Source organism: Rhodobacter capsulatus (genome assembly GCF_005144475.1).
Taxonomy (GTDB): domain Bacteria; phylum Pseudomonadota; class Alphaproteobacteria; order Rhodobacterales; family Rhodobacteraceae; genus Rhodobacter; species Rhodobacter capsulatus_C.
Map to the genome: position 1 here is coordinate 17,006 of NZ_SWJZ01000061.1, position 13,860 is coordinate 30,865.

Below are 13,860 nucleotides of genomic sequence, written 5' to 3' on the forward strand. Positions count from 1 at the left end.
AAGGAGACTGCAATGCGCTATGCGATGGCCGTGACCGCCCCGGGCGGGGTGGAGAATTTTCGCCGGATCGACTGTGAGCTGCCGCCGCCCGGCCCGGGCGAGGTGGTGCTGCGCCAGACCGCGATCGGGTTGAACTATATCGACGTCTATTTCCGCACCGGGCTTTATCCCTGGGGTGTGCCGGCGGATCTGATCACCGGGGGCGAAGCGGCGGGGGTGATCGAGGCGGTCGGGCCCGGGGTTGATCTGCCGCTGGGCCTGCGCGTCGCTTATACGGTGCGCAATGGTGCCTATGCCAGTCATCGGGTGATCGCGGCCGATGATCTGGTGCCGATCCCGGACGGGATCAGCGACGAGATCGCGGCGGCGGTGATGCTCAAGGGGCTGACCGTGCATTACCTGATCCATCATTCCTATCCGGTGGCTGCGGGGGATTGCGTGCTTGTGCATGCGGCGGCGGGCGGTGTCGGGTTGCTGGCCGGGCAATGGCTGAAGCACAAGGGCGTGCGCGCAATCGGCACGGCGGGCACGCCCGAGAAATGCGCGCTGGCGCTGGCGCATGGTTATGATGCGGTGATCGATTACAAGACGCGGGATTTCGTCGCCGAGACGATGCGGCTGACCGACGGCAAAGGTGTGCAGGCGGTTTACGACTCGGTCGGTGCGGTGACGGTGAAGAAATCGATCGAAGTGCTGGAGACCTTCGGCACGCTGGTCAGTTTCGGACAAAGCTCGGGGCCTGCGCTGGATTTCCGCATCACCGATCTGGCGCGCGGCTCGCTGCGTCTGACACGGCCGACGCTGTTCCATCATACGGCGCAACCGGGTTGGCTGCGTAAAGCCAGCCGCGACATGTTCGATCTGATCCTGGGCGGAACGATCCGGGTCGAGATCGGCCAGCGCTATGACCTGAACGATGTCGCCGCGGCTCATACTGCGCTTGAAAGCCGAAAAACCACCGGCTGCACGATTTTGACCCCATGACGGATCTCGGACAGCATCTATATTTTACATAATACTGATTATCGGATTTTATAGAAACCCTAAAGGCGCCACCTCTTCGAGGTGGCGCCTTTGTTTGTCAGGTGATCACATCCGGACCTGCACGCCCAGTTCGGGCCTTGATACCTACGATCTCCTCCGTCGCCGCGATGATCGGCGCCAAAGCGACCTGCGGATCTTCGGTCAGGCCCTCCGGTCCGGCGACGTAACGTTCAAGATAGACACGCAGCGTTGCGCCTTCGGTGCCGGTACCGGACAGACGCAAAACCGCGCGAGAGCCCCCCTCGAACAAGATGCGGAAGCCCTGATGCGCGGAAACCGAGCCATCGACCGGGTCTTCATAGCTGAACTCATCTGCATCCTGAACGACAAGTCCCTGAACTTGCAGCCCTTTCAATGACGCAAGCCGATCGCGCAAATCACCGAACATGGCGTTGGCCAAATCGACCGGCAAAGCTTCGTAGTCGTGCCGCGAATAATAGTTCCGCCCGAAAGTCTCCCAGTGATCCGCCATGATTTCGGCCACGCCCATGTTTCGGGCCGCAATGATGTTGAGCCACATCAGCACGGCCCAAAGCCCGTCCTTCTCCCGGACATGGTCGGAACCCGTGCCGAAACTCTCTTCCCCGCAGAGGCTGACCCGGCCGGCATCCATCAGATTGCCGAAAAACTTCCAACCGGTGGGAGTTTCATAGCAGGTCAGCTTCAAGGCTGCCGCCACACGATCAACCGCGGCAGAGGTCGGCATCGACCGCGCCACCCCCTTCAGACCATGCGCATAACCGGGCACAAGATGTGCATTGGCGGCGACGACCGCAAGGCTGTCCGAGGGCGACACATAGATACCCCGACCGAGAACCATGTTGCGGTCCCCATCTCCGTCCGACGCGGCTCCGAAATCCGGCGCATCCGGCCGCATCATCTCGGCCATCAGCTCGTGCGCCCAGGTCGGGTTCGGATCCGGGTGCATGCCGCCGAAATCGGGCAACGGTTGTTCGTGAACGACCGTGCCTTTCGCCGCGCCCAGCCGGTTTTCGAAGATCTCGACCGCATAGGGACCGGTGATGGCACACATGCTGTCCATCCGCATGGCGAAGCCTTCGTGAAAAAGACCTCTCAAGGCTTTGAAATCGAAAATGGATTCCATCATCTCGGCATAAGCCGCGACAGGATCGACCACTTCCACCACCATATCGCCCAAGCGGCTTTCCCCGACCATCGTCAGATTGACATCCGGGGCTTCGATCTTCCGATAAGAGTCTATGACCTGCGTGCGCGCGAATATTGCCTCTGTCACTGCCTCCGGTGCGGGACCGCCATTGGCCATGTTGTACTTGACCCCGAAGTCCTCCTTGGGGCCGCCCGGATTATGGCTTGCCGAGAGAATGACGCCACCATCGGCCTTGCGCAGGCGGATCAAATTGGATGCCGCAGGCGTCGAAAGCCAGGACCCCTGCCCCACGATCATCCGCGCCGCCCCGCCAGCTGCCGCCATCTTCAGGATCACCTGAGCGGCTTCGACGCCGAAGTAGCGGCCATCGCCCCCAAGGACGAGCGTCTTGCCCGCAACGCCGCCGATCGCATCGAACGTGCTTTGAACAAAATTCTCGAGATAGCCCGGTTGCATGAAGACGGGCGTTTTCTTGCGCAACCCGGAGGTGCCGGGTTTTTGGCCCTCGAACGGGCGCGTCGGATGGGTGGTCATGGACTTGGCTCCTGCCGTGCAGTCGATCGGATGAACAGTTGAACGGATTGCGCAGCAACGCAAGTCACTGCGGCAAAATGCGGGGCTTCGGGGCGATCGGGGTCTGCCGTGTCGATCAGAAGCCGCCATTGGCCGTCGGGCAGATGCACCTCGGTTTCGCCCCCCGCATTGAAGACGGCAAACATCGCTTCACGCGCGGCAAGCCCCGGAGGGCCCTCGGCCGCCCCCCGCACCTCGGCGCAAAGACAACGAGACTGGGCATCATGCCAATCCTGCGACGACAATTCCGCACCGGAGGGCAGCCGCCAGATCAAGTCGCGAATGCCGTCCTGGGCGCGGATCTTCGCATGCAGAAAACGGGTCTGTCGCAATACAGGATGATCTCGGCGCAGACGAACAAGACGTGAGACAAAAGCAATAAGCGCCTCGTCGGCGTTTTGCCAGTCGATCCAGCCGATCGGATTGTCCTGCGCATAAGCGTTGTTGTTCCCGTCCTGAGAATTGCCCAGCTCATCCCCGGCAAGCAGCATGGGGACGCCTTGCGACAGCATCAGTGTTGCCAGCATCGCCCGTTTTCGTGCCGTCTTTGCGCGGGCATCGGGCAGCGCCTGCGAGAAATTCGCATTGTGCCCGTCGCGATTGTTTTCACCATTCGCTTCGTTTCGTTTTTCCGTATAGGAAACAAGATCATGCAGGGTGAATCCATCATGCGCCGTGAGAAAGTTGACCGAAGTCGTTGCCGGTCGGCCACGATGATCGAAGATCTCTGCAGAGCCCGCAACGCGCCGCGCCAGTTCCGGAATCAACCCCGCATCACCGCGCCAGAACTGCCGCACACCATCACGAAAGCGATCGTTCCACTCCACGAAGGGATAAGGAAAGGCGCCAAGGCGATAGCCGCCGGGACCGATGTCCCAAGGCTCTGCAATCAGTTTCACCGCGTTCAGCACCGGATCCTGCCGTATCGCAGAGATCAGCGAAGCCAGTTCCTTGAATTCTCCCGTCGAGGCTCGACCAAGCGTGGTGGCCAGATCGAAGCGGAAACCGTCGACCCCCATTTCCTCGACCCAGTGACGCAGGGCATCCATCACCAGACGCAGAACCATCGGATGCGCAAGGTTGAGCGTATTGCCCGTTCCAGTGTCATTCACGTAAGAGCGACCGCCCTCGCACAACCTGTAATAGGAATTATTGTCAATTCCGCGCAGGCTCACGGTCGGACCTGCGCCGTCGCCCTCGCCCGCATGATTGAAAACGACGTCCAGAATGACCTCGATCCCGGCCGCATGCAAAGCCCGGACCATGCTGCGAAAGCTCTCGCGCGTTCCATAGCGCGGATCGGGGGCCATGAACCCGATCGGCTGATACCCCCAGTAATTGCGCAGGCCCTTCTCGACCAGAAAGCGGTCATCGATGAAGGCGGCAACGGGCAACAATTCCACGGCCGTGACCCCAAGCCGTTTCAGATGCGCGATGATCGGAGGCGCCGCCACCGCCTCATAGCGGCCTCGCAAGGCGACGGGGATCTCGGGGTGCTGCATCGTCAGTCCGCGCACATGAGCTTCATAAATAACTGTTTGCGACCAAGATTTTGCGGGCCGATCCCAAAGTGGTTTTTGAACTTCGCAAACGATTCCGCGCGCCGTTGCCGCGACAGAATCGCGCCGATCCGGTCGGGTCGCGCCGACGCCCCCCTGCATCTGCATTCCCCAGACCAGAGGTCCCGTCAACGCCCGCGCATAGGGATCGACGAGCAGTTTGGACGGGTTGAACCGATGCCCAATCTCGGGCGCCCAAGGTCCATATACACGATATCCGTATTCCGCACCGGGACACAGACCGGGAACGAACCCATGCCAGACATCCCCGGCACGCCCGGGCAGGACAAGCCTGGTCTCCCTGTCCCCCTCAAACAGGCAAAGCTCGACCTTTTCCGCATGCGCCGAGAACAGAGCAAAGTTCACGCCACCGCAAACCGGGATAGCCCCCAGAATCTCTGCCCTTCCCGGTCCGATTTTCATTGCGCCAGCAACCGTTCATAAAGTGCCGCATAACGTGCGGCAGAACGCGACCACCCCAGATCGGACTTCATGGCCCGCTTCATCATCGCGGTCCAGATCCTGCGATCGGCATGCAGATCGCACAGCTGCCGCATCCCCTGTCGCAGCGCCAATGCATCGACCGGATGGAACACGACGCCCGTCGCCGCTTGCCCCGCCAAGCTTGCCGGGGAAGCCCCGATCACCGTGTCGGCAAGGCCGCCGACCGCGGAAACCAGGGGCAGACAGCCGTAACGCAACCCGTAAAGCTGCGTCAGGCCGCAGGGCTCGAAACGCGAGGGCACAAGCACCGCATCTCCGCCTGCAAACATCCGATGGCTCAGCGACTCGTCATAGCCGATCCGAACCCCGACACGGCCGGGGAAGCGCGCGGCCAGACCGCGCACAAGATCCTCGGCCCAGGCCTCGCCAGAGCCGAGCACCGCAAGCGCCCCTCCTCTGGCGACCAAATCCTCGACCGCAGGCGGCAGAAGGTCGATCCCCTTCTGTGCCGTCAGCCGCGAGACAAGGATCACCAAAGGTCCGTCGATCTTCTTCTCAAGTTGAAACTCAGCTTGCAACGCTTTGCGATTTATGGATTTTCCAGAAACGTTCGTGGCCGAGAACGAAATGCAATCCGGGTCGGTCCCGGGGTTCCACACCCGGTCATCGATGCCGTTCAGAATCCCGAAAACCACGCCCGCCCGCGCGGCAATGACCCCCTCAAGCCCCTGACCATATTCGCCCCGCATCAATTCCTCGGCGTAGCGGGGACTGACGGTTGTGATCGCATCGGCGGTCGTCAGTCCGGCCTTCAGGGTCGAGATATCCCCCCAGAACTCATACCCATCGCGGTGGAACGCTTCGCGCGGCAAGCGCAAGGCCACCATCCTGTCAGCCCCCACGCGCCCCTGAAACGCCATGTTGTGAATTGTGATCACACTTGGCAACGACGCCCCCGCATAGCGCAGATAGGCCGGGGCAAGGGCGCCTTGCCAGTCATGTGCATGCAGCACATCCGGCCGCCAGTCACCCGCCCCCTCGCGCGAGACCGCCGCCGCCGCCCAGCACAAAGCGGCAAACCGCGCGGCGTTATCACCGAAATCGCCGTGGATATCCGAATAGGGCCCGCCCGCCCGATCGTAGAGATGCGGCGCGTTCAGCGCCATCACCTCCATCATCCCGATTTTGCCCAGATGCAGCTCAGCCGGTCCGCCAAAAAGGTCCGGATCGCGCCAGATGACGGTCGTCGCCCCGAGCCGCACCAGCACGCCGCGATAGGCCGGGATCATCACCCGCATGTCCCAGCCCTGCCCCGCCAGAGCTTCGGGCAAGGCCCCCACAACATCGGCCAGGCCGCCCGTTTTCACCAGCGGAACCGCCTCGGACGCAACGGAAAGAACGCGTTTCATCCCCGCCCCCTTGATTATGCGTATCTGTTCGCCATTTGGACCAAGGCTGCCGCCGCCTCAGTCCAGGGCCGCCGCACGGGCGTCAAGCATGCTTTGCGTGATCAGCACAATCCCCCCCTCGGTGCGGCGGAACCACTTCGCATCTTCTTCCGGGTCCACCCCGACGACAAGCCCCGGCGGAACCTTCACCCCTCGGTCGATGACGCAACGCGTGAGCTGGGCACGTTCGCCGATATCGACATAAGGAAGGGCGACAACATGTTGAACTGTCGACCAACTATGCGACCGGCACCCGGTGAACAGAAGCGAGTTGCGCACCTCGGAGCCCGAGACGATACAATCCCCCGAGATCAGGGAACTGACCGCACTGCCGCGCCGCCCGTCCTCGTCATGGATGAACTTGGCCGGCGGCACGATCTCGGCATAGGTCCAGATCGGCCAGGCATTGTCATAAAGATCAAGCTTCGGCGTAAATTCCGTAAGGTCAATATTGGCCTGCCAGAAGGCGTCGATGGTGCCGACGTCGCGCCAATAAGGCTCGTGTTCCAGCCCGGACGTGACGCAGCTTTCAGAAAAACGATGCGCCATCGCCTTGCCGTATTTCACGATCTGCGGGATCAGGTCATGGCCGAAATCATGGCTGGAATGCGGATCCTCGGCATCGCGGATCAGCAACTCACGCAGGAATACCCAGTCGAAGACATAAATCCCCATAGAGACCAGCGAATGGGTCGGATCTTCGGGCAACCCCGGCGGATTGGCCGGCTTCTCGATGAACTGGGTGATGCGCCCGGTCTTGTCCGCAGCCATGCAGCCGAAAGCCGAGGCTTCGGCGCGCGGCACGGTCAGACAGCCGATCGTCACATCGGCCTTGCTCAACACATGCTGCAGCAACATCACCTCATAATCCATCTTGTAGATGTGATCACCGGCCAGGATGATCACATATTTGACGTCATAATCCTCGATGATGTCGATGTTCTGCGCCACCGCATCGGCCGTGCCCAGATACCATTTGCTTTCGTCGATCCGTTGGCTTGCCGGAAGAATATCAAGATATTCATTACGCTCCGCACGGAAGAAGTTCCAGCCACGCTGCATGTGACGGATCAGGCTGTGTGCCTTGTATTGCGTCGCGATCGCCATTTTGCGAATGCCGGAGTTGAGCGCATTCGACAGCGCGAAATCGATGATGCGGGTCTTGCCGCCGAAATAGACCGCAGGTTTCGCACGCCGGTCGGTCAGTTCCTTCAGACGGCTCCCCCGACCGCCCGCCAGAACGAAGGCCATGGCCTGTGACGAAAGCCTCTGGTTCGGTTGCGGTTTCATGCTTTCCTCCCTTGCGCCTCAGGCGGGCGTGAACATCACCACGGAAAGTGGTGGCAGATAGACCTCGGCGCTGAACGGGCGTCGCGCGGTGGCAATCTCGTCGGCCTCGATCGCGCCGAGATTGCCCCAGTTGGCACCGCCATAATAGCCGCTGTCGGAATTGAAGATCTCGCACCAGGTCCCCGCCTGGGGCAGGCCGATGCGATAGGTGCGGTCGAGAGGCGTCAGATTGGCTGCAACCACGACAGGATCGGCCCCCGGCGCGCGACGTTCGAAGACATAAACCGAAGCTTCGGCATCATCCGCCTCGATCCAGTCGAAACCGGAGGGGTCGCAATCGCCCCAATGCAGCGCCGGGGTGTCACGGTAAAGCTTGTTCAGATCGCGCACCAGCGCCTGCATGCCGCGGTGCAGCGGGTCGTCCAGAAGGTGCCAGTCAAGGGTGCCTTGATGCGCCCATTCGCGGCCCTGGGCGAATTCCTGCCCCATGAAAAGCAGTTTCTTGCCCGGATGCGCCCATTGGAACGCATAAAAGGCCCGCAGGTTGGCGAATTTCTGCAACCCGTCCCCCGGCATCTTGCCAAGCATCGATCCCTTGCCGTGAACCACTTCGTCGTGGCTGATCGGCAGGATAAAGTTCTCACTGTAAGTATATGAACTTGCAAAGGTAAGTTCATTGTGATGCCAGCGGCGATGAATCGGATCGCGGGAAAAATACCGCAGGCTGTCATTCATCCAGCCCATGTTCCACTTGTAGCCGAAGCCCAGTCCGCCCAGATGCACCGGCCGGGTCACGCCCGGAAAAGCCGTGCTTTCCTCGGCCACCGTCATGATCCCCGGGGCGCCGCCATAGGCCTCTGCATTGACGTCTTTCAGAAAATCGATCGCCTCCAGGTTTTCTCGGCCGCCATGGATATTGGGCACCCATTCGCCATCCCGCCGCGAGTAGTCGCGATAGAGCATCGAGGCCACGGCATCGACCCTGAGCCCGTCGAGGTGATATTCCTCAAGCCAGAACAGCGCATTGGCCAGCAAGAAATTCTTCACTTCGCGCCGACCGTAATTGTAGATCAGCGTGTTCCAGTCCTGATGGAACCCTTCTTTCGGATCCGCATGTTCGTAAAGTGGTGTTCCGTCAAAGCGGCGCAACCCGTGGTCGTCGGTTGGAAAATGCCCCGGCACCCAATCCAGGATGACCCCCACGCCCCGACGATGCGCGGCATCGACAAAGGCCGCGAATTCCTCGGGGCGACCATGGCGGATGGTGGGGGCATAAAGCCCGACCGGCTGATAGCCCCAGGAGCCATCAAAGGGAAATTCGGTTATCGGCAAAAGCTCGATATGCGTGAACCCCATCTCGACGACGTAATCGACAAGTTGCCCGGCCAGTTCGTGGTAGCTCAGAGGGCGTCCGCCCTGGTCCCAGACCCGCCGCCAGGATCCAAGATGCACCTCGTAAATCGAGATCGGCGCATGTATGTCCTGCATCTTCTGACGTTGCCCGATCCAGGCGCCGTCGCCCCACAGATGCAGTCCAAGCTCGCGCACCTGAGACGCCGTCTGCGGCGGGTGCTCGGCGCCAAATCCCACAGGATCGGCCTTGAGCGGCTGAACGACTCCCTCGGCCGACAGGATTTCATATTTGTAGACCTCGCCCGCCATCAGGCCGGGCACGAAGATTTCCCAGACCCCGGTGGCGCCACGCCGACGCATCTGATGCCGCCGACCGTCCCAGATGTTGAAATTGCCAACGACGGAAACGCGCCGCGCCGAGGGCGCCCAGACCGCGAAATGAACGCCGCGAACCCCCTCGTGCCAGATCACATGCGCGCCCAGAACCTGCCACAGACGGCGGTGTGTGCCTTCGCCGATCAGATATTCGTCAATCTCGCCCAGCACCGGGCCGAACGCATAGGCATCTTCGAAATCCCAAGTGGAATGGGCATTGCGGGCCCGCAGCCGGTATTTCCCCGCATCCCATTTTCCCGTGAAAAGTCCGCTCGTTACGGGTTGAAGCTCAACTTCCGCTCCGGTTTCCCTTGAAATTGCCCAAACCTGATCCGCCCCGGGCACAAGAGTCATGACACGGCCCCCCTCCGGGGTCTGATGCCAGCCCAGAATGGAAAAAGGATCGTCATGCCGGCCCTCGGCCAGCGCCAGCGCCTCGGCAGACAAGATCATCGACATTCCTTCACCTTCAAAGGGCGGATTCGGTCTCCCAGATATCCGTCATGTAACCACGAATGGCGCGGTCAGAGGAGAAAAACCCCATCCGCGCCGTGTTCAAGATCGCCATCCGCCACCACCGATCAGATTCGGCAAAGGTCTGGTCGACTTCCATCTGCGCATCGCGATAGGCCTCGAAATCCGAGGCCACCAGGAAATAATCGCTGTGCCACATGTTATGGACAAGCCCGTGATAGCGGCTGGGCTCCTCGGGACAAAAACGCCCCTCGGCGATCATCTGCAACACGTCCTGCAGCGGCTGGCTTTTCAGGATCGCATGGCGGGCATGTTCGGGATCCTTGCGCCGCTCCATCACCTCTTCCGCGGTCAGACCGAACAGGAAGAAATTCTCCGCCCCCACCTCGTCGCGGATCTCCACATTGGCGCCATCCAGCGTGCCGATCGTCAGCGCCCCGTTCAGCGCGAATTTCATGTTCCCCGTGCCCGAAGCTTCCTTGCCCGCGGTCGAGATCTGTTCGGACAGATCCGCAGCCGGGATCAACCGCTCGGCCATCGAGACATTGTAATTCGGCGGATAGATGATCTTCAGCCGATCCCCGACATAGGGATCGTTGTTCACCACCCGCGCCACATCATTGATCAGCCGGATGATCTCTTTCGCGGCCTGATAGCCGGGCGCCGCCTTGCCGCCGAAGATCTTCACCCGCGGCGCCACCTCGGCGGTCGGGTTGGAGCGGATCACATGCCATTCCGCGATCGTCTGCAGGATGTTCAGCAGTTGCCGCTTGTATTCGTGGATGCGCTTGACCTGTACGTCAAACAACGCGTCGGGATTGACCGTCACCCCCTGCGTCTGCGCGATCCAATTTGCCAAAGCGACCTTGTTCTCGCGTTTCGCTTTCGCAAAGTCGTCGCGGAAAGCCTTGTCTTCGCTCAGTTTATCCAGTTCGCGCAGGCGATCGAGATCCGCCTCCCAGCCCGACCCGATCGCCTCCGAAATCAACCGCGACAGCGCCGGATTGGCCATGCGCAGCCAGCGCCGCGGCGTCACGCCGTTGGTCTGGTTGATGATCCGCCCGGGATGCAGCTTGTCGAGTTCGGGGAACAGGTTCTTCTTCACCAGTTCCGTATGCAGCGCCGAAACGCCGTTCACCTTGTGCGAGGTGATGAAGGCCAACTCGCCCATCCGCACCTCGTGATGTTTGACGATCCCCACATAATGCGGTCGCGTCGGGTTCGTCCGCAAATGCCAGGCATCGATCGCTTCGATGATCTGCATATGCCGCGGCAGAACCGAGCCCATCAGATAGGTCGCCCAGCGTTCGAGCGCCTCGGGCAACAGCGTGTGGTTCGTATAGCCCAGACATTTGACGCCGATCTCCAGCGCCTCTTCGAAACTCATGCCATGCACGTCACTGAGCAGCCGGATCAGTTCGGGACCGGCGATGGCGGGATGCGTGTCATTCATCTGGATCGCGACATGATCGGGCAGATCGGTCAGCGTCAGACCCGCGGCAAGATGGCGCCGCAGAATATCCTGCAACGCCGCCGAGGTCAGGAAATACTCCTGCTTCAGGCGCAGTTCCTTGCCCTGAAACGTGGTGTCATCGGGGTAAAGCACCCGGCTGAGCGTTCGCGCCAAGGCCTCCGGTTCGGCGGCGGCGGCGAAATCCCCATGGTTGAAGCGGGCCAGATCGAAAAGCGTCGTCGGCTTTGCCGCCCAAAGCCGCAAGGTGTTCGCCCAGCGTCCCTGCCAACCGATAACCGGCATGTCATAAGCTTCGGCGATCACCGTTTCCGCCGGTGCCCAAACCGATTTGCCATTCACGATCTCGACGGAGCCCTTGAAGCCGATCTCGTAACAGACTTCGGGCCGCTCGAATTCCCAGGGGTGGCGCTGTTTGAGCCAATCTTCCGGGGTCTCCACCTGCCGGCCGGCATCGAACCACTGCCGGAAAAGCCCATGTTCATAGCGGATACCATAGCCATAACCGGCACAGCCCAGCGTCGCCATGCTTTCCATGTAACAGGCCGCAAGCCGCCCCAGACCGCCGTTTCCAAGCGCCGCATCGGGCTCGTCCTCGACGACCTGATGCCAGTCCTGCCCCAACCCCTCGATGGCTTCGCGCGCAATGGCCCGCATGCCCAGATTGATCGCGGCATCCTCAAGCACCCGCCCGATCAGGAATTCCATCGACAGGTAATAAACCCGCTTGCGGCCTTGGTCATAGGTTTGCCGGGTGGCATCGAACCAGGGGCCGACAATGTGATCACGCAGCGCAAGGCTCAGTGCCATGCGCCAGTCGTAAAGCGAGGCATGGCCCGCATCCTTGCCCATGGAATAGGTCAGATGGCGCAGGATTTCCGCTCGGAAAGCCTCGACGCTGGGCGCGCTTGCATCTCTCACTGTCAAACCCTTCTTCGTTCTCCCACCCCCTTGATGGGATGCCGCCCCGCCGCCGTCAAGCCGAACCCGCCCCATCGGACGTTCTGTCATTGCCGCGGCAAGGAATGCGCCTATGCTTGCTTCATATAGTGGCACGGAGATGACGATGGGCAGAGATTGGTGGCGGGGCGCGGTGATCTACCAGATTTATCCGCGCAGCTTTCAGGATTCGAACGGCGACGGCATCGGAGACCTGAAAGGCATCACCGAAAAGCTGCCGCATGTCGCCGCGCTTGGCGCTGATTCGATCTGGCTCAGCCCGATTTTCCGCTCGCCGATGGACGACATGGGCTATGACGTGTCGGCGTATCGCGACATCGATCCGGTGTTCGGCACGCTGGCCGATTTCGACGCGCTGGTCGCGCGCGCCCATGATCTTGGCCTCAGGGTGATCATCGACCAGGTGCTCAGCCATTCGTCTGACCGCCATCCCTGGTTTGCCGATTCGAAGCGGCGCGGTCCCAAGGCGGACTGGTATGTCTGGGCCGATCCGAAGCCCGACGGATCGCCGCCGAACAATTGGCAGTCGGTCTTTGGCGGATCGTCCTGGGAATGGGCGCCCGAGCGCGGCCAGTATTATCTGCACAATTTCCTGATCTCTCAGCCCGATCTGAACCTGCGCAATCCCGAGGTCCAGGACGAGATGCTCGAGGTGTTGCGGTTCTGGCTCGACCGCGGCGTCGACGGCTTCCGGCTCGATACGGTGAACTATTACATCCATGACGGCGCACTGCGCGACAACCCGCCGATGCCCCCCGACCCGGAGCGCTGGCCCCCGGTTTCGACCTATGACATGCAAGATCATGCCCATGACAAGAACCAACCGGAAAACCTTGATTTCCTTGCACGAATGCGCAAGCTTCTGGATCAGTACGAGAACCGCTGCATGGTCGGCGAGATCGGTGAAGTGCCCCATCGCGCGCTGCCTCTGATGGCCGAATACACCTCCGGAACGGCGCATCTGCACATGGCCTACAGCTTTGACATGCTGGGGCCGAAGTTCGCCCCGGCGCATTTCCGCAAGGTGCTGGAGGGCTTCTTTGCGGCTGCGCCCGACGGCTGGCCCTCCTGGTCCTTCTCCAACCATGACGTGAACCGCCATGTCACCCGCTGGGCCAGATACGGCGAACAAGATGCGGTGGCGAAACTGGCGATCTCGATGCTGACCTCCTTCGAAGGCACGATCGGGATCTATCAGGGCGAGGAACTGGGCCAGACCGAAACCGACCTCGCTTACGAAGAACTTACCGATCCGCCCGGCCTGCGCTTCTGGCCGGAGAACAAGGGGCGCGATGGCTGCCGGACGCCGATGGTCTGGGACGGCTCGGCGCAGGGCGGCTTCAGCACGGTGAAGCCCTGGCTTCCGGTCAAGGCCCCGCAACTTGCCCGCAATGTCGCGGCCCAGGAAGCCGATCCCGCCTCGGTGCTGCATCATTACCGCGCCGTTCTGGCCTTCCGCCGCGCCAGCGTCGCGCTGCGCACCGGCCGCACCCGCTTCCTCGACCTGCCCGATCCGGTGCTGGGATTCCGTCGCGAGACCGACACCGAAAGCCTGACCTGCCTGTTCAATCTCGGCCCCGATCCGGTGACCCTGAGCGGGATTATCGGCACGCCGACCGGACCTGTTCTGGCTGCGACGGCCGAAAACGGGATCGTGCAGCTTGGCCCGAATGGCGTCCTCTGGCTGCGCTGATACGGCAAGAACGGATAAGGAACGCGCCCTATCCCCTTCATCTTGCT

At 61.4% G+C, this 13,860-nt stretch carries 8 protein-coding genes; 2 read left to right on the top strand and 6 right to left on the bottom strand.

What is annotated here, in order from left to right; genetic code table 11:
- Positions 1-12: 12 nt before the first annotated feature.
- Positions 13-984: a quinone oxidoreductase family protein gene (locus FBT96_RS14050; protein ID WP_136907706.1), complete on the top strand. Its 972-nt coding sequence runs from the start codon at positions 13-15 to the stop codon at positions 982-984.
- Between the two features lie 97 nt (positions 985-1,081).
- Here the strand turns inward: FBT96_RS14050 and FBT96_RS14055 are convergent, their stop codons facing one another.
- The 6 genes from FBT96_RS14055 to FBT96_RS14080 are packed head-to-tail and all read right to left on the bottom strand — an operon-like array spanning position 1,082 to position 12,087.
- A complete protein-coding gene (locus tag FBT96_RS14055; RefSeq protein WP_136907709.1) occupies positions 1,082-2,707 on the bottom strand; it encodes an alpha-D-glucose phosphate-specific phosphoglucomutase in 1,626 nt (541 codons plus the stop codon).
- Positions 2,704-4,728 carry a glycogen debranching protein GlgX gene (gene glgX, locus FBT96_RS14060; RefSeq protein ID WP_136907711.1) on the bottom strand — a complete coding sequence of 675 codons (2,025 nt, stop codon included), beginning with the start codon at positions 4,726-4,728 and terminating at the stop codon, positions 2,704-2,706. Before glgX ends, FBT96_RS14055 begins: the two co-directional genes overlap by 4 nt.
- Positions 4,725-6,158, bottom strand: a complete 1,434-nt coding sequence (gene glgA, locus FBT96_RS14065) for a glycogen synthase GlgA (protein ID WP_136907713.1) — start codon at positions 6,156-6,158, stop codon at positions 4,725-4,727. Before glgA ends, glgX begins: the two co-directional genes overlap by 4 nt.
- Positions 6,159-6,215: 57 nt before the next feature.
- Complete coding sequence (gene glgC, locus FBT96_RS14070) at positions 6,216-7,487, bottom strand: glucose-1-phosphate adenylyltransferase (RefSeq protein ID WP_136907715.1); 1,272 nt, start codon at positions 7,485-7,487, stop codon at positions 6,216-6,218.
- An 18-nt stretch (positions 7,488-7,505) separates the two neighbouring features.
- Entirely contained in the window at positions 7,506-9,674 is a 2,169-nt protein-coding gene (gene glgB, locus FBT96_RS14075; protein WP_136907717.1) for a 1,4-alpha-glucan branching protein GlgB, read from the bottom strand.
- Between the two features lie 10 nt (positions 9,675-9,684).
- The gene (locus FBT96_RS14080) at positions 9,685-12,087 is read right to left on the bottom strand and encodes a glycogen/starch/alpha-glucan phosphorylase (RefSeq protein ID WP_169583464.1); all 2,403 of its coding nucleotides are present in this window, start codon (positions 12,085-12,087) and stop codon (positions 9,685-9,687) included.
- A 139-nt stretch (positions 12,088-12,226) separates the two neighbouring features.
- Here FBT96_RS14080 and FBT96_RS14085 point away from each other — a divergent pair, with 139 nt between their 5' ends.
- Positions 12,227-13,813, top strand: a complete 1,587-nt coding sequence (locus FBT96_RS14085) for an alpha-glucosidase (RefSeq protein WP_136907720.1) — start codon at positions 12,227-12,229, stop codon at positions 13,811-13,813.
- Positions 13,814-13,860: the final 47 nt, after the last annotated feature.